This is a genomic window from Achromobacter xylosoxidans, assembly GCF_001457475.1.
In the GTDB taxonomy this organism is placed as follows: domain Bacteria; phylum Pseudomonadota; class Gammaproteobacteria; order Burkholderiales; family Burkholderiaceae_B; genus Achromobacter; species Achromobacter xylosoxidans.
Genome location: NZ_LN831029.1, coordinates 3,083,541 through 3,100,180 on the forward strand (window position 1 = coordinate 3,083,541; position 16,640 = coordinate 3,100,180).

The 16,640-nt window shown below is 68.7% G+C and carries 14 protein-coding genes; 5 read left to right on the forward strand and 9 right to left on the reverse strand.

Going from position 1 to position 16,640, the window contains the following annotated elements; genetic code table 11:
* Positions 1 to 69: 69 nt before the first annotated feature.
* The 3 genes from AT699_RS13930 to AT699_RS13940 are packed head-to-tail and all read right to left on the reverse strand — an operon-like array spanning position 70 to position 3,468.
* A complete protein-coding gene (locus AT699_RS13930; RefSeq protein ID WP_024068806.1) occupies positions 70 to 972 on the reverse strand; it encodes a c-type cytochrome in 903 nt (300 codons plus the stop codon).
* Complete coding sequence (locus tag AT699_RS13935) at positions 969 to 2,741, reverse strand: GMC family oxidoreductase (RefSeq protein ID WP_006386359.1); 1,773 nt, start codon at positions 2,739 to 2,741, stop codon at positions 969 to 971. Before AT699_RS13935 ends, AT699_RS13930 begins: the two co-directional genes overlap by 4 nt.
* Positions 2,734 to 3,468: a gluconate 2-dehydrogenase subunit 3 family protein gene (locus tag AT699_RS13940; RefSeq protein WP_020927604.1), complete on the reverse strand. Its 735-nt coding sequence runs from the start codon at positions 3,466 to 3,468 to the stop codon at positions 2,734 to 2,736. Before AT699_RS13940 ends, AT699_RS13935 begins: the two co-directional genes overlap by 8 nt.
* Positions 3,469 to 4,053: 585 nt before the next feature.
* Here AT699_RS13940 and AT699_RS13945 point away from each other — a divergent pair.
* Entirely contained in the window at positions 4,054 to 5,637 is a 1,584-nt protein-coding gene (locus AT699_RS13945; RefSeq protein ID WP_024068808.1) for a TerC family protein, read from the forward strand.
* Positions 5,638 to 6,152: 515 nt separating this feature from the next.
* Complete coding sequence (locus AT699_RS13950) at positions 6,153 to 7,133, forward strand: SphA family protein (RefSeq protein WP_024068809.1); 981 nt, start codon at positions 6,153 to 6,155, stop codon at positions 7,131 to 7,133.
* Between the two features lie 53 nt (positions 7,134 to 7,186).
* On the opposite strand, the gene AT699_RS13955 is transcribed toward AT699_RS13950, so the two are convergent.
* Positions 7,187 to 8,500, reverse strand: a complete 1,314-nt coding sequence (locus AT699_RS13955; RefSeq protein ID WP_024068810.1) for an ATP-binding protein — start codon at positions 8,498 to 8,500, stop codon at positions 7,187 to 7,189.
* Between the two features lie 258 nt (positions 8,501 to 8,758).
* Here AT699_RS13955 and chrA point away from each other — a divergent pair, with 258 nt between their 5' ends.
* A complete protein-coding gene (gene chrA, locus AT699_RS13960) occupies positions 8,759 to 10,018 on the forward strand; it encodes a chromate efflux transporter (RefSeq protein WP_049054511.1) in 1,260 nt (419 codons plus the stop codon).
* A gap of 81 nt (positions 10,019 to 10,099) precedes the next feature.
* On the opposite strand, the gene AT699_RS13965 is transcribed toward chrA, so the two are convergent.
* Both AT699_RS13965 and AT699_RS13970 read right to left on the reverse strand, forming a co-directional pair.
* Positions 10,100 to 10,927 (reverse strand): enoyl-CoA hydratase, encoded by an 828-nt coding sequence (locus AT699_RS13965; RefSeq protein WP_054499050.1) that lies wholly within the window; start codon positions 10,925 to 10,927, stop codon positions 10,100 to 10,102.
* Between the two features lie 70 nt (positions 10,928 to 10,997).
* Positions 10,998 to 11,894 carry a LysR family transcriptional regulator gene (locus tag AT699_RS13970; RefSeq protein WP_024068813.1) on the reverse strand — a complete coding sequence of 299 codons (897 nt, stop codon included), beginning with the start codon at positions 11,892 to 11,894 and terminating at the stop codon, positions 10,998 to 11,000.
* Positions 11,895 to 11,989: 95 nt separating this feature from the next.
* Between AT699_RS13970 and AT699_RS13975 the strand changes: the two genes are divergently transcribed.
* Positions 11,990 to 12,463, forward strand: coding sequence for a DMT family transporter (locus AT699_RS13975; protein ID WP_020927613.1), 474 nt, complete (start codon positions 11,990 to 11,992; stop codon positions 12,461 to 12,463).
* 31 nt (positions 12,464 to 12,494) lie between these two features.
* Here the strand turns inward: AT699_RS13975 and AT699_RS13980 are convergent, their stop codons facing one another.
* Complete coding sequence (locus AT699_RS13980; protein WP_024068814.1) at positions 12,495 to 13,700, reverse strand: multidrug effflux MFS transporter; 1,206 nt, start codon at positions 13,698 to 13,700, stop codon at positions 12,495 to 12,497.
* Positions 13,701 to 13,856: 156 nt separating this feature from the next.
* Here AT699_RS13980 and AT699_RS13985 point away from each other — a divergent pair, with 156 nt between their 5' ends.
* On the forward strand, positions 13,857 to 14,177 hold the full coding sequence (locus tag AT699_RS13985) for an Rdx family protein (protein WP_054439895.1): 321 nt from the start codon (positions 13,857 to 13,859) through the stop codon (positions 14,175 to 14,177).
* 78 nt (positions 14,178 to 14,255) lie between these two features.
* Here the strand turns inward: AT699_RS13985 and AT699_RS13990 are convergent, their stop codons facing one another.
* Both AT699_RS13990 and AT699_RS13995 read right to left on the reverse strand, forming a co-directional pair.
* Complete coding sequence (locus AT699_RS13990) at positions 14,256 to 15,785, reverse strand: tripartite tricarboxylate transporter permease (protein ID WP_024068816.1); 1,530 nt, start codon at positions 15,783 to 15,785, stop codon at positions 14,256 to 14,258.
* Between the two features lie 3 nt (positions 15,786 to 15,788).
* Positions 15,789 to 16,259: a tripartite tricarboxylate transporter TctB family protein gene (locus tag AT699_RS13995; RefSeq protein ID WP_024068817.1), complete on the reverse strand. Its 471-nt coding sequence runs from the start codon at positions 16,257 to 16,259 to the stop codon at positions 15,789 to 15,791.
* Positions 16,260 to 16,640: the final 381 nt, after the last annotated feature.

The following is a 16,640-nucleotide window of genomic DNA, read 5'->3' on the forward strand; positions in this document are numbered from 1 at the left end:
CGCGCGCGCCGCAAGCGGCGCGGCAATGGGCCGGCTGCTTGCCCGGGCCCGCCGCGCACCGCGATGGCTTCAGCGCGTGCCGGCGTAATACTGGCCCAGCGCCTCGACCTCGCTGTCGGTCAGGCGTTGCGCGAACGCCCGCATCACCCCGACGTCGTCGTTCTGTCGCGATCCGTTGCGAAAGGCGTTGATCTGGTCTGCGAAGTATTCCTTGGACTGGCCTGCCAGCCGGGGCAGCAGCGGGCCTTCGCCCAGGCCGCGCAGGCCATGGCAATTGGCGCAGGCGGGCAGGGCGCGGGTGCCGTCGCCAACCTGGTCCAGCTTGCGCGCCGCTTCGCCGCCGGCTTCGCCCACGTGCAGTGGCGGCCCGGCCAGGCTGCCGTAGTAGGCCGCCAACTGGCCGATCTCCTGCTCGCTCAACCCTTGGGCGATAGTGTTCATCAGCGGTTGCTTGCGCGTGCCCTGGCGGAAATCGGCCAATTGCTTGGCAATGTACTCGGCGGTCAGTCCCGCGAGATTGGGGAAGATGCCGCCGCTGGGGGTGATGCCGGCCTGGCCGTGGCAGGCGACACAGGCCTGCACGCCGGCGGCCGGCTTGCCGGCGGCGGCCAGTTGCTTGCCCTGTTCCGGGTCGGCGCCGCGCAGATAGCCTTCCCAGACCGGCCGTGACGCGCTGAAGTCCAGCGCGCCGCGGCCGGGCACCGGCGCGGGCGCGGCTGGCGTTGCCGCGGCGGAGGCGGGCGGGGTGGCGCCGGCCGCGGCGCGGGGGGCCTGTGTCGGCGCCGCTGTCGATGGTGATGGCGATGGCGATGCGGCCGGCGCCGCCGCCGCGGGGGCCTGGACGGCGCTGGCCCGGATGGGGCCCTCGCCGCCAGTGCCGAACATCTGGTGCAGGGTGGCGACCAGCGTGATGGCGGGCACGCCCACCATCAGCGCCACCGCGATCAGGATGCCGTTGCGATGTTCGATCATGATGACACCAGCCGCCCTGGCGAACGCAGATAGTCCGCCTTGATTTTCTCGACGATCCAGTAGGCGGTGGCGCCTACCGTGCCCGTGGGGTTGTAGCCCGAATTCTGCGGAAACAAGGCTGCGCCCGTGACGAAGACGTTCGGCACGTCCCAGGATTGGCCGTAGCGGTTGACCACGCTGGTGGCCGGGTCGTTGCCCATCGCGGCGCCGCCGGTCAGATGGGTGGACTGGTACGCCGTGGCGGAGAACGGCCGCTTGCGAGGACCGGGCTCGGTGCGCGTGACGCCCTTCATGGCGCGGCCGATCTCGTCGCCGCGCTCGGTCAGGAACGCCGACATGCGGATGTCGTTGTCGGGAAAGTCGTAGGTGACGCGCAGGAGCGGCAGGCCCCAGGCGTCCTTGTAGGTCGGATCCAGGCTCAGGTAGCCGCCGCGCCACGGCTGGGCCGAGCCGGTGATGGTGATGTTGGCGGCGTGGTTGTAGTAGCGCTTGACCGCCTTCTTCCATTCGGCGCCCCAGGCCGGGGTGCCTTTGGGCGTGGGGTGAAAGCCGATGGGCGCGCCGCTGACCACCTGGATCTGCAGATAGCCGCCGCCGACAAAGCCATGCGGGCCATGATCGAAGTTGTCGGCGCTGAAGTCGTCCATGGTGACGGCCACGGCGCCCGCGCCCATGAACGGATTGATGTTCACCGACTCGTCGAAGAACAGGTTCACGCCCGAGGTGGTCTGGTGGGTGTAGTTGCGCCCCACCACACCCTTGTCCGTGACCGGATCGTAGGGCTGGCCGATGCCGGACAGCAGCAGCAGGCGCACGTTGTTGATGCCGAAGGCGCACAGCACCACGATCTCGGCCGGCTGGAAGATCTCGGCGCCGGCCGCGTCCACGTAGGTCACGCCGCGGGCGCGCTTCTTGTCGGGCGTCAGTTCGACCCGCAGCACGTGGGCCCCGGTGCGGATCTCGAAGGTCGGCAGCTTCAGCGCCACCGGCAGGATACAGACCTGCGGCGAAGCCTTGGCGAAATGTTCGCAGCCGAAGTTGGAGCAGAAGCCGCAATACACACAGGCGCTCATGTGCAGCCCCTCGCTGTTCACGTAGGGCCGGGTACAGAGCGCCGACGGCTGCACATAGGGGTGATAGCCGAGCTGTCTGGCGGCCTCGCCGAACAGCGCCGGCGCGTACGGCACTTTCATCGGCGGGTTGGGGTAGGGCCGCGAACGCCAGGGCTCGAACGGGTTGCCGCCTTCCTGCTTCTGCCCCTTGATGTTGCCAGCCTGGCCGGAAGCGCCGATCAGGTAGTCATAGCGGTCGAAATAGGGTTCCAGTTCGTCATAGGTGAGCGGCCAGTCCTGGCAGGTCAGTTCGGGATCGAAGATCTTCGCGCCGTAGCGTTCGGTGTAGTGGCTGCGCAGACGGAAATCGGTGGGATCGAAGCGGTAATAGGCGCCGGACCAATGGTTGCCGGCGCCACCCAGGTGGGTGCCGGGATAGGCGAATTGCCAGCGGCGCATCGGCAGCGCCTTCTGGTCGGTGTTGTTGCGGAAGGTGAAGGTCTCGGTCGCCGCGTTCTGGTGCAGTTCGTGGCGCCGCGTGTACTTCAGTTCGTCATGGACGTAGGGGCCCTGGAAGTCGGGCGAGGGCCAGCGCGCCTCGCCGCGCTCGAGCACCACCACGCGCTGGCCGACGGCCGCCAGCTCCTTGCCGATGATGGCGCCGGTCCAGCCGCCGCCGACGATCGCCACATCCACCGCGGGCAGCGTCTTAGCCATGGCCGTCTCCCGGTTTGCCCATGTGGCCGCGCGCGTTGGCGATGGAGACGGGCCTGCCGGCCCAGATCACGCCATGGCGCTCGATGTCGTTGGAAAATGACGCATAGGCGCCTGGAAAGCCCACCAGCTTCCAGCCCACCATGTCGACATTGCCGCCGTACAAGGGGTCGGAGAAGAAGCCTTCGATGGTGGCGTCCAGCAGCGCCTGGAAGAACACGTCCGATGGCAGCGGTGAAAAGTCGGGCTTGCCGGCCTGCATGTCATGCAGCCAGGCGTCCTGGCGCGCGGCGTCCAGTTCGGCATAGGGCTTGCCGTCCTGCCTGCGGGTGGCGGCGTCCAGCGCGGCCAGGCCGCGCCGGAACATCTCGGCGGGCGTGAACGACAGCTGGTAGCCTTGTTCGGGGGTGCCGCTTTCGAACGGCCCCTGGCGATAGAACTGCTCGCCCGCGCCCCAGGCGCCCGCCAACTGGCCGTCCAGGAACTGGGTCACGCCGGCTTCCTTGGCGCCCGGGCCGAGCTCGTCCGCCGGAATCAGGCGCGCGGCGATCGCGTCCATGGCAGCGGCTTCCTGCGCATTGAAGAACTTGAGCGTGCGGTTCGGCGGTTCGGCGGCGGGCGGGGAGGGCTCGGGCGCGGCCTGGGGCCGCGGGGCCCACGCGGCGCCGGGCAGGCCCACGGCCAGGGCCTTGAGCAATCCGCGCCGTCCGGAAACTGGTTGGTCGTCCATGCATCGCTCCAGCGGCGGAGCCGGCGTCCGGCGAGGCTTGCCCTGCGGCGCTGCGGCCCGCGAGGCAACGACCTCCGGAGCGTTCGGCTCCCGAGTGAAAGGGATCCCGCGACAGCATATGTGTTCGTGTGCTGAGTTTGTCACTGATTTGGGGGCCGCGACAACTGGCGCATCCGGGCCAACCCGGGTTTTTCTTCTCTTTACATTTCAGCTAATATTCAGGTTCCTGAAAGAATGAGAGCGCGGCGGAACATGCGGCCCGCGTTTGCCACGGCAAGCAAGGACGGTTTCGCCATCTATGACCGACGACCCGCCTCCTAGTACGGCGCCGCTCACGCAGCGGCGCCCGGTTTCTCCTCCCTGCCGACTTCCGGCATCCGGCCGTTGCTGGCCGACTCCCCATGATTGCGCGACGGCGCCGACGCCACGCATAGGCGGACGCGCGCCGCCGGGCCGCCTCTTGCCCGCGATTCCCGGACGGGCCGCGGGCCCTGATCCCTTGCTTTCCCGTCCGTCCCTGCCGACGGCTTGCGGGCTGCCGGGCGCCCACGCCCGCCCGCCCCGAATTTTCTTTGTGGAACGTTGATGATTTTCGACTGGATGTCCGACCCGACCGCCTGGCTTGGCCTGGCGACGCTGGTCATTCTTGAAATCGTGCTGGGTATCGACAACCTGGTGTTCATCGCCATCCTGGCCGACAAACTGCCGCCGGCGCAGCGCAACCGCGCCCGCATGATCGGCCTGACGCTGGCCATGGTGATGCGCCTGGGCCTGCTGGCCAGCATCGCGTGGGTGGTGACGCTGACCGCGCCGCTGTTCACGGTGCTGGGCGCCGAGATCTCCGGGCGCGACCTGATTCTGATCCTGGGCGGCCTGTTCCTGCTGTTCAAGGGCACCATGGAACTGCATGAACGGGTCGAGGGCGGCAGCGCTCACGATTCCGGCCAGAAGCCGCAGCACGCGGTGTTCTGGCAGGTGATCCTGCAGATCGTGGTGCTGGACGCGGTGTTCTCGCTGGACTCGGTGATCACCGCGGTCGGCATGGTGCAGGACCTGAGCATCATGATGATCGCGGTGGTGGTGGCGATGGCCGTCATGATGCTGGCCAGCCGTCCGCTGATGGGCTTTGTCGCCCGCCATCCGACCGTGGTGATCCTGTGCCTGGGCCTGCTGCTGATGATCGGCTTCAGCCTGGTGGCCGAGGGCCTGGGCTTCCATGTGCCCAAGGGCTACCTGTACGCCGCGATCGGCTTCTCGATCCTCATCGAGCTGTGCAACCAGCTGGCGCGCCGCAACCGCGCCAAGGGCACGCACGCCCTGGGACGGCGCCAGCGCACCGCGCAGGCGGTGCTGCGGCTGTTGCGCGCCGGCCGTGGCGGCCACGTGCCGCAGCAGGCTGACGAAGTGGTGGCGCTGGTGGACAGCGTCGGCGAGGAACCGGCGTTCGCGCCGGAGGAAAGCTCGATGATCGAACGCGTGCTGGCCATCGGCGCGCACGACGTGCGCGCCATCATGGTGGCGCGGGGCGACATGGTCTGGCTGGATGTCGCCGACACACCCGACCATATCGTGCGCAAGTTCGCCTCGGGCCACTCGCGCCTGCCGCTGTGCGCCGGTGATCCGGCCAACGTGCTGGGCGTGCTGCACTTCAAGGACCTGCTGGCGCTGCTGCGCAACCCCGGCCCCATCGACCTGGTGGAACTGGCGCGCGAGCCGCGCTACGTGATGGAAACCACGCCGGTGCTCAAGGTGCTGGACGAACTGCGGGCGTCGCGCGACCACATGCTGATCGTTGTGGACGAGCACGGCGTGTGCGAAGGGCTGGTGACGCCGATGGACGTGCTGACCGCGGTGGCGGGCGAGCTTCCGGAACATGCCGAGGCGCCGCCGGAGGCGCTGCAACTGTCGGACGGATCATGGCTGCTCGATGGCCGGCTGGCGCTGGCCGAGGCGGCGCGGCTGCTGGACGCGGCGGAACTGGCCGATGACGCCGATGACGCCACGCTGGCCGGCCTGCTGCTGAGGGCGGAGGGGCGTATCCCGGAAACCGGCGATGTGGTCGCATGGCGCGATTGGCGCTTCGAGGTCACGCGCCGCGACGGCCTGCGCATCGACCAGGTCCATGCGCGCAAGGCGACCGACGCCACCGCCGCTACCGGCGCGGCCTGATCGCGGCCTGCCGCCGCCTGTGGTTTACACGCGCGCTGCGGGAATGCCGTGGCGGCATTCCCGTATTCTCACGGCGACGGGCGGCCACGCATTCGTTTCAACCCGGGTGGGCGACGGCGTGATTGATCGCACTATTGGTCAATTCAAAAGATTATGAGAATATTGTCGAAAATTTCGGCCCGCTAATAATAAGTTTTCATTCAGCAAGGGCCGAATAAATCGGCGGCACCAGCAGCGAATTTGTCTTTGCACGATGAACCATTCAATGGGGAACGAAGCATGGGCACGATGTTGTTTGCGGGCAGAACAAGGGGACGGCCAGGCTTTCTGGCCTTGATCGGCGCCTGCGCGCCATTATGTCTCGGCGCCCAGGCCTGGGCGCAATCGGCGGACGACGCAAACCAGAGCAATAATCCGCTCAATCTCGCTCCTTCGCTCAATTTCCAGAATCACGACACGCCCAGGCTGTTCGGCGGCAGCGCGCATCCCCTTCAATACCCAGCGGGAGTCGCAGCATGTCGATAGTGTCGCGTCATCGCAGTTCGCGCTCTTGCGGCGTTTCGTTGCTGGCTGCGGCGCTGCTGGCCGTGCCCTTCACGGCGCATGCCACTGAAGGCGCGCTGGGGCGACAGGTGACGGGCACCAGCGTGCAGCCCAATGCCGGCATCGTGTCGCCCGAGCCCATCTGGGCGGTGAACTTCGCCGAGATCTACCTGGACGGCAAGGTCGGCGGCGGCCGCGACGTGCCCTTGGGCAAGCGCGTGTCGGCCGACGTGGAGGGCAAGGTGGCGTTCACGCTGGCCACCTTGCTCAAGACCTGGGACACCGGGCCGGGCCGCTGGAACTTCGCGTCCAGCGTCACATTGCCCTATGTCTGGACCAAGGTGAACGCGCGGGCTTCCGGGCCGCTGGGCCGCAGCACGGGCGAGAGCGATACCGCGTCCAACCTGTTCGACCTGTATTTCTCGCCGATCATCGCCGGCTACCACTTTTCGGAAACCTCGCACATGGCGCTGAGCCTGAACGTGTGGGCGCCCACTGGCAAGTACGATGCCAACGCCCTGGCCAATCCCAGCCTGAACAACTGGACCTTCATCCCGCAGGTGGCCTATACCCATATCTTCCCGCAGTCGGGCTTGCAGCTCGACACGGTCGCCAGCGTGCAGTTCTACACCCGCAACAACGATACCGACTACCGCAACGCGCCGATCTTCGGCATAGACGTGATGGGGCGCAAGACCTTTTCGAACGGGCTGGCCGTGGGGCTGGTGCTGGGCACGCAGCAGCAGCTGGGCAGCGACAGCGGGCCGACGGCGGATCGCCTGAACGGCTTCAAGGGCCGCGACTGGGCGCTCGGCCCGGTCATCACCTACGACCGCAAACTGGCCGACAAACGATCGCTGTCGCTCGGGCTGCGCTGGGTGCCGACCATCAGCAGCACCAATCGCCTGGACAGCAGCAGCACCTTCATGGCCTCGGCCACGCTGGTGTTCTGATACGGGCCATGCAGCCTTGGGCGCCGTTCGCCGGGGCGGCGGGGAAGCGGCGATCAATCCGCCGTCACCGGCGCCGACAGCCACCGCAGGACAAAACGCGCGCCGCCCAGGGGGCTGTCCTGCACCTCGATCGTGCCCTGGTGGCTGGCGGCGACGCGCTTGACGATGGCCAGGCCCAGGCCGGCGCCGCCGGTGCCGCGGTCGCGGCTTTCGTCCAGGCGGATGAAGGGTTCGAAGATGCGCCCGCGGTGTTCAAGCGGGATGCCCGGGCCGTCGTCGTCCACCACCAATTCGTAGCCCCCGGCGGGGCAGCTGGTGAGCGCGATCTCGATGCGCCCGCTGGCGTAGCGCACCGCGTTCTGCACCAGGTTCAGCAGCGCGCGGCTCATGTAGCGCGGATGTAGCTGGACATGGGCCGGCAGGCCATCGCGCACGTGGCAGCGCACCCCGCGCGCGTCGGCCTGGTGCGCGACCTGGGCCAGCGCTTCGCCCAGCCAGTCGCGCACGTCCACCGTTTCCTGGGTGACGACGTCTTCGGCGGGGCGCTCCAGCCGCGCGTACACCAGCAGTTCGCCCACCATCGCCTCGAGCTCGCCGATGTCGGTGCGCATGTCGTGCAGGATCTGGTCGCGCTTGGGCAGGAATTTTTCCTGGCCGAGCATGTCGACCTCGAAAGACAACCGCGCCAGCGGCGTGCGCAGTTCATGCGAAACCGCGTTGGTCAGGCTGCGCTGGTTTTCCACCAGCGCGGCGATGCGCTCGGCCATCTGGTTGAAACTCTCGCCGACGTGCCGGATACCGGAGAAATGCGAAAGCCGCACCCGTACCGCCAGGTCGCCCTGGCCCATGCGCAGCGTGGCGTTGCGCAGGGCATCCAGGTCGCGCCAGACCGGCAGCGCCCACAACAGCAGCAGCACCATCGCCAGCACCATGCAGAGCGCCAGCCAGGCGCCCCAGGTGATCCATTTTTCCAGCGACGGTTCGCCCGGCAGGCGCATTTCGAGCCATTGGCGCGGCTCGCCGGGCAGGGGCGCCAGATAGGTGTTGTACTCGTCGCGCATGATGAAGCCGCGCGTGGCCAAGTCCTGCCGTTCCTTCTCGGTGGTCTCGATCCGTTCCGGCGTCACCAGCTTGAGCTCCAGCCCGTAATGGGGCCGCAGCGAATCGCGGATGAAGGCGGCGCGCGATTCGGGTTCGATCGGGTCCAGCTCCTTGTGCAGCGCATACATCTGGCCGCGCACCGCCTGGTAGGAGAGGTCGGCGCTGACCGAATCGAGCAGGTATTCCAGGCTGCGGTTCACGAGCTGGGAGGCGGCGATATAGGCAATGGCGGCGACCACGAATATACGGATCGTGAACTTGAGCATGCTGTGATTCCTGTGGGGCGCGAGGGCCGCACATCTGCCGTCCGGGCGCATCGAGTTCCATCGCGGTGGGCTGCGGAATGCTACCGAAGGCGGCTATCGCAATCCGCCCGCATTTGTATGGAAATTGTGAAAATTCATGTAGTGATCCGGACACGGCGGCGGGTGGACGATTGAAACGATGACGCCGCCCGGCTATAAGCTTGAATCATGGAGACCCGCCATCCCGGGGGGCTTCAACCGTGTCAGAGTGCCGCCCCGATGCCGCCGCAGCCGCCTTTTCATGATGAACACGTCGCCAGCAAGACGGCGGCCAGCGAAGCCGTCCCGGCCGGACGGGGCTCCTGTATGGAGGTCTTCCTGGCTTTCCTGCGCCTGGGCTTGACGGCTTTTGGCGGTCCGGTGGCGCATCTGGCCTATTTCCGCGAGGAATTCGTCGACCGCCGCCGCTGGCTCGACGATTACGCTTTTTCCGATCTGGTGGCGCTTTGCCAGTTCCTGCCGGGGCCGGCCAGCAGCCAGGTCGGCATGGCCCTGGGCCTGAAGCGGGCGGGGTGGGCGGGCATGCTGGCCGCCTGGCTGGCGTTCACGCTGCCGTCGGCGTTGGCGATGATCCTGCTGGGCCTGGGGTTGGCGCGGTTTGGCGGCCTGGCGGGCCTGCCGGCGGTGCACGGCCTGAAAGTGGCGGCGGTGGCCGTCATCGCCCAGGCCGTATGGGGCATGGGCCGATCGCTCTGCCCCGATCGTCCGCGCGCCGGGTTGGCGATGGTGACCGCGCTGATGACGCTGGCGCTGCCGTCGACGCTGGGGCAGATCGGCGCCATCGCGCTGGGCGCCGTCGCCGGCGCCGCCCTGTTGCAGGTGCCGCCGCGGCCCCTCCTGGCCAACCGGACCCAGGGCGCGTCGCGCCTCGGCGGCTACGTCTGTCTGGCCCTGTTCATCCTGTTGCTGGTGGCGCTGCCGTTGTGGGCCGACCTGTCGGGCGCGCCGCTGGCGGCCCAACTGGCGGGGTTCTACCGTGCCGGCGCCCTGGTGTTCGGCGGCGGCCATGTCGTCCTGCCGCTGCTGCAGACGGCGGCGGTGGGCGGCGGCATGGTGCCGGACGCGGATTTCCTGGCCGGCTACGGCGTCGCGCAGGCCGTGCCCGGCCCCTTGTTCACCTTTGCCGCCTTTCTTGGCTCGGCCTCGGCCGGCCCCTTGTCGGGCTGGGCCGGCGGCCTGGCGATGCTGGTGGCCATCTTCCTGCCGGGCGCGTTGCTGGTGGCGGCGGCCTTGCCGTTCTGGGAAAGCCTGCGGCGACGGCCGGGCGTGCGCAACATGGTGGCGGGCGTGAACGCCGCGGTGGTCGGTATCCTGCTGTCGGCGCTGTATGACCCGGTATGGACCAGCGCGATCCGCGGCAAGTGGGATTTCGCGCTGGCGCTGGCGCTGTTCGGCCTGCTGGTCTATGCGCGCTGGTCGCCGTTGTGGGTGGTGCTGGCCGCGGCCGCGGGCGGTTGGGCGCTGGGCTGGCTGGCCTGACGGCCAGCGGCCGCGAGGATACTGCGCGCGCCGGCGGCGCGACGCCGCGCCCGCCGTGGCGCGCCCGCGGCGGCTGGCAGCCTATTGGCGCCAGCGCGGCGCGCGCTTCTGCAGGAAGGCGTCGATGCCTTCACCCGCGTCTTCCTCCATCATGTTGCGGGCCATGACCTCGGCGGCGTATTCGTAGGCTTCGGCCTGCGGCATCTGGCGCTGGGCGTAGAACATGCGCTTGCCGTAGCGGATGGCCGCGGGGCTCTTGGCCACGATGACGTCAACCAGGGCCTGGACCCTCGCATCCAGCTCCTGCGCGGGCGCGACGTCGTTCAGCAGGCCCCAGTCGCGCGCCTGCTCGGCGTCGATGAAGCGCGCCGTGACCAGCATCTCGAAAGCGCGTTTGGCGGCGATGTTGCGGCTCAGGGCCACGGCCGGCGTCGAGCAGAACAGGCCGGCGTTGATGCCCGACACGGCGAATCGCGCCGTGTCCTCGGCCACCGCCAGGTCGCAGCTGGCGACCAGTTGGCAGCCCGCCGCGGTGGCCACGCCGCGGACCTTGGCGATTACCGGCACCGGCAGGGCCTGCAGGCCCTGCATCACGCCGCTGCATTTGCGGAACAGGGCCAGGTAGTAATCGAACGACGGCTGGCTGCGCATCTCGCGCAGATCGTGTCCGGCGCAAAAGGCGCGGCCGGCCGACTCCAGCACCACGCAACGCAGGTCCGGCGCGCGCGCCAGCGCATCGATGGCGGCGCGCAGCGCGTCCAGCAGGCCTTCGGACAGCGCATTGAACTGCGCCGGCCGGTTCAGGCGCAGCGTGGCGACGCCGTCCCGCAGCGTGTGCGACAGCAAGGGGTCTGGCGACGTGGCGGGGGCGGTTGCGGGCCGTGCAGGCGTCGAAAGCTCGGATGGCATGACATCTCCTGGAGAGAGGGATATGCCGATAGTAGGCCAAAGCGAGCGGGCGGCGCCGCGTCGGCATGCGTCAGGCGAGCGCGGCGCCGAGCTGCGCGCGCAGCCACGCCAGGCCGGCATCGGCATCGGCGCGTTCATGCCAGATCATTTCGAAGGCCAGGGGCGCGATAGGAAACGGCGCCGCGCCGACCGCCAATCCCGGCGGGACCGGGTCGACCGTGCGGCGCGCCACCGTCAGCAGCAGATCGGTGCCGGCCAGCATGGCAGGCGCCGCGGTCCAGTGCGGCAGGCGCACCGCCACACGGCGCGCGTGGCCGAGGCGGGCCAACGCGGCATCGACCTCGGCGGCGCGCTGGTCCGGTCCGGCCGCGACCAGCACGTGCGGCCGCGCCAGATACGCCTGCAAGGTCGACGGCACGCCCTGGCCGGCATCGGCGGCGCAGACGAAATCCTCCAGGAACAGCACCGCGCGGCGGATGTCGGCCGGTGTTTCGCCAAACACCGACAGCGCGAGGTCCAGCTGGCCATCGGCCACGCCGGCGATCATGCCGCTGCGGCTGGCATAGCTGATTTCCAGGTCGATGCCCGGCGCCTCGCGCCGCATGTGGCGCAACAGCGGCGGCAGCGCCACGCGCGCGCCGTAGTCCGACATGGCCAGACGAAACGCGCGCCGGCTCGCCGCCGGCTCGAACACCGCGCCCGCCAGTAGCCGGCGCACCTGCGCCAGCACATCGCGCAGCGGCGCCTCCAGCGCCAGCGCGTGGGCCGTGGGGCGCAAGCCGCCCCGGGTGCGATGGAACAGGGGGTCGCCCAGCAACACCCGCAGGCGCGCCAGCGCGTGGCTCATGGCCGGCTGGCTCATTGGCAGCCGGGCGGCGGCGCGGGTGAGGTGGCGTTCATGCAGCAGGGCATCCAGCACCACCAGCAGGTTCAGGTCGATTGCCCTTAGATTATTCGTGATGTGCATATCCAAAAGACGAATATCGAATTGGATTCAATGGTTGATGAATATGAGAATAGCGCCATTCCCATTCCCCATTCATCCATTACCGGAGTCCGGCCATGAATTTCTCGACCGCCTACGTCATTCCTGCCGCCGTCCTGGCCGGCGCGCTGGTGCCGATCCAGGCCGGCGCCAACGCCGCCCTGGGGCGCCATTTGGGCCATCCCTTGTGGGCCACCATGGTGTCATTGGCGGTCAGCGCTGTCGCGGCCATGGTGGTGATGGCGCTGCTGCGGGTGCCCGCGCCCAGTTTCGGCGAGATCGGCCGGCTGCCGTGGTGGGGCTGGACCGGCGGGCTGTCGGGCGTGTTCTACATCACGGCCGCACTGATGCTGGCGCCGCGTCTGGGCGCGGGCGCGTTCCTGGCGGCGGTGATCGCGGGCCAGATGCTGGCGGCGCTGCTGCTGGATCGCTATGCGCTGGTGGGCTTCGTGGGCAGCGCGCTCAATCCCGGGCGCCTGGCCGGCGCCGCGCTGATCGCGGGCGGCGCCTTGCTGATGCATCTGTCGAACGCGCCGCGCGCCGCGGCCTGAGGCGGGGCGCCGGAGCGCGCCGACGGTGGCGTCAGCGCCCCGCGCCCGCGCGGCGTGCCATCAGGCCCGACAGGCACAGCAGCGGCGCCACGATCAGCACGCCGATCAGTCCCATCGCCGCCTGCGGCGCGACGCCGTGGTCGAGCAGGGCGGTGGCGATGACGGCCGAACCGCTCATCTGGAACAGCCCGTAGACGGCGGCGGCGGTGCCGGCGCGGTCGGCGAAGGGTTCCAGCGCCAGGCTCAGGGCCGAACCGAGCGCCAGCGAGAAACCGACGGTCAGCACCGCCACCGGCAGCATGAAGATCCAGGCGGCCGAGGGCGCCCAGCGCCACGCGGCCAGGTGCATCAGCGCCGCCAGCAGCAGCGCGGCCATGCCGACCCGCAGCATGGCATGGCGGCCGAAACGCGCGATGAATACCGGCGCCAGGAAGAACGCCGCGATATTGATGGCGGCATTGCCGCCGAACCAGGCCGAGAAGCCCAGCTCGGAATAGCCCAGCTGCTGCACCAGCACCACCGGCGCGGCCGATACGAATACCAGGATCATCGCCATGCCGGCCATGCCGAAGACGGCGAAGTACAGGAAGCGGCCGCTGGTGATGATGGGCGCATAGCGGCGCAGGCTGTACAGCGGCGCGCGGCCGGCCGGCGGCGCGGTCCGCGTTTCGTCGAAGCGCCAGGCCAGCAGCAGGGCCAGCGCCAGCGCGAACAGCACCATGAAGACGAACGTGCTGCGCCAGCCCAGGTGCACGGCCAGGGCGCCGCCCAGCATCGGCGCCAGCGCCGGCACCGTGCAAAGGGCGCCGTTGAGGTAACTGTAGACACGCGCGCCGACAGCGGGACTGAACCGGTCGCGCACCGCCGCGAACGCCACCAGCGAGGCCGAGCAGGCGCCCAGGCCCTGGATCACGCGGGCGGCATAGAACAATTCCAGCGAGGTGGCGGCCGCGCCCAGCGCCGATCCCAGCAGGTAGGCAAGCGCGCCGCCCAGCGCCACCGGCCGCCGGCCGTAGCGGTCGGCCAGCGGGCCGATGAGGACCTGGCCGACGCCGACCGCGAAAATGAAGAGGGTGATGCTGGCCTGCAGCGCGCTGATCGGCTGCTCGAAGCCGGCCGCCATGGCCGGCAGCGAGGGCAGGTAGATGTCGATGCCCATGGGCGTCAGCGTGACCAGCCCCATCAGGAGGCCGATCAGCCAGGATTGGCGGCGGGCGGCGGGTAATGCAGACTTCATGGCAGGCTCGGGGCGCGTTGCACGCCCGGGAAAACCCGACATTATCCACCAGCCTGCGTCCACCCTGAAAGCCGCCCCGCCTGGGGGCCGGGCGAAGGCCGCCCAGGCGTTGGCAAACGCGCGGCGGCATCGGGCTGGCGTAGAATGATCCGCGCCATGACTACCGCCGCCACCCGTCCCCGCATCGTCATCCTCTATTGCACGCAGTGCCAATGGCTGTTGCGCGCCGGCTGGATGGCGCAGGAACTGTTGTCCACCTTCGCCACCGACCTGGGCGAAGTGGCGCTGCAGCCCGGCACCGGCGGCGTGTTTCAGATCACTTATGACGGCGAACTGCTCTGGGACCGCAAGCGCGATGGCGGCTTTCCCGAGGCCAAGGTGCTCAAGCAACGTGTGCGCGACCGCCTCGATCCGGGTCGGCCGCTGGGCCATATCGACGGCCATCGCGCCGCGCCCGAAGATCCGTCCGGGGCGTAAGCGCGGGCGCGGCGCGAGTCGCGCCTCTGCAAATGGGACAGCCGCCCCGGGGGCGGCCGTCCATCGGCGCGGCGTGGCTCAGGCCGCCGAACCGGATTGCCGCAGGGCCGCCTGCATCCTGTTCTTGTGGCGCACGGCCGATACCAGCAGCAGGGCGATCAGCATCACGCAGGCCAGCACGAAGCCCAGGCTGATCGGACGCGTCACGAAGATCGCCAGGTCGCCGCGCGACAGCAGCAGGGCGCGGCGGAAGTTCTCTTCCACCATCGGCCCGAGCACGAAGCCCAGCAGCAGCGGCGCCGGTTCGAAACGCAACCGTATCAACGCATAACCGGCCGCGCCGAACAGCGTCACCATGCCCACGTCGAACAGGTTGTTGTTGGTGCTGTAGACGCCGACGCAGACGAAGAACAGCGCCGCCGGGAACAGGTAGCGGAACGGCACGGTCAACAGGCGCACCCACATGCCGATCAGCGGCAGGTTGAGCAACAGCAGCAGCACGTTGCCGACCCAGAAGCTGGCGATCAGCCCCCAGAACATGTCGGCGTGCTCGACCATCATCTGCGGTCCGGGCTGGATGCCGTGGATGATCAATGCGCCCAGCATCAATGCCATCACCGGGTCGCCGGGGATGCCCAGGCTCATGGTGGGGATGAAGCTGGTCTGGGTCGAGGCGCTGGTGGCGGCCTCGGGGCCGGCGATGCCCTCGATGGCGCCGCGGCCGAAGCGGCGCGGCTCGCGCGCCACTTTCTTTTCCACCGCGTACGAGATGAACGAGGCGATGGTCGGGCCGGTGCCCGGCAGGATGCCGAATGCCGCGCCGATGGCGGTGCCGCGCACCAGCGCGCCGCGCGACTGCTTGATGTCGCCGGCTTCCGGCCGCATCGACTTCATGCTGACCTTGGTGCTGGTGACCTTGGTGTCGCCGCCGATCTGGTTGATGTTCTTGAGGAAGTCCGCCACGCCGAACAGGCCCATGGCCAGCGCCACGATCTGCAGGCCGTCGCTCAGTTCGAGGATGCCGAAGTGAAAGCGCATGGTGCCGGTGTTGACGTCGGTGCCGATCACGCCGAGCAACAGGCCGACCACCACCATCGCCACGCCCTTGATCGCCGAGCCCTTGGCCAGCGTGGCGCCGGCCAGCAGGCCCAGCATCATCATCGAGAAGTACTCGGCCGGGCCGAACTTGAAGGCCACGTCGACCAGCAGCGGCGAGAACAGGATCATCGCCAGGATGCCGACGGAGGCACCGCAGAACGACGAGAACATCAGCATGAACAGCGCCGAGCCGGCCTTGCCGTTGCGCGCCAGCGGATTGCCGTCCAGGCAGGCCACCGCGTGCGAGGCGGTGCCCGGCAGGTTCAGCATGATGGAGGTGATGCCGCCGCCATACTGCGAGCCGTAGTAGATGCCCGACAGCATCACCAGCGCCGCGGTCGGCGTCATGGTGTAGGTCAGCGGCAGCAGGATCGAGATGGCGGCCAGCACGCCCATGCCCGGCAGCACGCCGATCAGGTTGCCCATGAACACGCCGAACACGGCCCACAACAGGTTGTCGAGCGCGAACGCCACCGAGAACCCGTGCATCAGGTTATTGAGGATTTCCATGGCTCAACCCCAGCGGAACAGCGGGAACTGCAGCTGCAGCGCCCACGAGAACACCGCGACGCCGAGCAGCGTCACGCCTACCGCCAGCAGCGCCGCGCTGCGCACGGTGTGCTGGCGGTCGCCCATGGCCGAGATGAAGACCAGCGCGAACGTAGCGGGCACCAGGCCGCCGAATTTGCCGATCAGGATGAAAGCCATCAGGCCGCCGATGATGCAGCCCCAGCCGCGCCATTCCGGCGGGGGGATGTCCTCGGCGTCCTCTTCCGCCGCCAGGGGCGAATAGGCCGTGCGCGCGATGACCAGCCCCAGCAGGACCAGCAGCACGCCGAGGATGGCGGGGAACATGCCCGGGCCCATGCGGGCCAGGCTGCCGATGGTGTACGTGGATGCCTGCGCGATGGCGCCCAGGCCGAGCACGATCATCGTGCCCGCGGCCCACGCCTCGCGCTTGATGACGCTGCGTTTGGATTGCATTGGATTCCTTCCTCCCTTTGTTGTGGCTTTCTTCCGAGACTGACTTGGATCTGAAAAAAAGCTGACATTCCAATGAATGCGGGAGTCTAAAAATCCAAACTTCCGTTCACCTTTCAGGAAACGGAAAAAATTGCGGCGCCCCGGCGAGGCCACCGGCAAAACGCGGGAAATCCCTAGGCGGTTGCGGGATCCAAAGGCGCCGCAAATGCCGCCGGCGCGCGCGTCGACTGCCTTTCAAAGCTCCACACAATGGGTCAAATGCGTGAAATCCGGGTTGGCCACACTGTGCGGACCCGAGGGGCGGTGCGGGCGGTTTCGCCGCCACCCGCCATGCCGTCCCCCGGGCTCCCCGTGTGATTGCCCCGGAGTCCAAGCGCGATG

Bases quoted from the DNA above. Each gene is read 5' to 3' on its own strand.
- AT699_RS13930 (WP_024068806.1), bottom strand. From the start codon at position 972: ATGATCGAACATCGCAACGGCATCCTGATCGCGGTGGCGCTGATGGTG.
- AT699_RS13935 (WP_006386359.1), bottom strand. From the start codon at position 2,741: ATGGCTAAGACGCTGCCCGCGGTGGATGTGGCGATCGTCGGCGGCGGC.
- AT699_RS13940 (WP_020927604.1), bottom strand. From the start codon at position 3,468: ATGGACGACCAACCAGTTTCCGGACGGCGCGGATTGCTCAAGGCCCTG.
- AT699_RS13945 (WP_024068808.1), top strand. From the start codon at position 4,054: ATGATTTTCGACTGGATGTCCGACCCGACCGCCTGGCTTGGCCTGGCG.
- AT699_RS13950 (WP_024068809.1), top strand. From the start codon at position 6,153: ATGTCGATAGTGTCGCGTCATCGCAGTTCGCGCTCTTGCGGCGTTTCG.
- AT699_RS13955 (WP_024068810.1), bottom strand. From the start codon at position 8,500: ATGCTCAAGTTCACGATCCGTATATTCGTGGTCGCCGCCATTGCCTAT.
- chrA (WP_049054511.1), top strand. From the start codon at position 8,759: ATGCCGCCGCAGCCGCCTTTTCATGATGAACACGTCGCCAGCAAGACG.
- AT699_RS13965 (WP_054499050.1), bottom strand. From the start codon at position 10,927: ATGCCATCCGAGCTTTCGACGCCTGCACGGCCCGCAACCGCCCCCGCC.
- AT699_RS13970 (WP_024068813.1), bottom strand. From the start codon at position 11,894: ATGCACATCACGAATAATCTAAGGGCAATCGACCTGAACCTGCTGGTG.
- AT699_RS13975 (WP_020927613.1), top strand. From the start codon at position 11,990: ATGAATTTCTCGACCGCCTACGTCATTCCTGCCGCCGTCCTGGCCGGC.
- AT699_RS13980 (WP_024068814.1), bottom strand. From the start codon at position 13,700: ATGAAGTCTGCATTACCCGCCGCCCGCCGCCAATCCTGGCTGATCGGC.
- AT699_RS13985 (WP_054439895.1), top strand. From the start codon at position 13,857: ATGACTACCGCCGCCACCCGTCCCCGCATCGTCATCCTCTATTGCACG.
- AT699_RS13990 (WP_024068816.1), bottom strand. From the start codon at position 15,785: ATGGAAATCCTCAATAACCTGATGCACGGGTTCTCGGTGGCGTTCGCG.
- AT699_RS13995 (WP_024068817.1), bottom strand. From the start codon at position 16,259: ATGCAATCCAAACGCAGCGTCATCAAGCGCGAGGCGTGGGCCGCGGGC.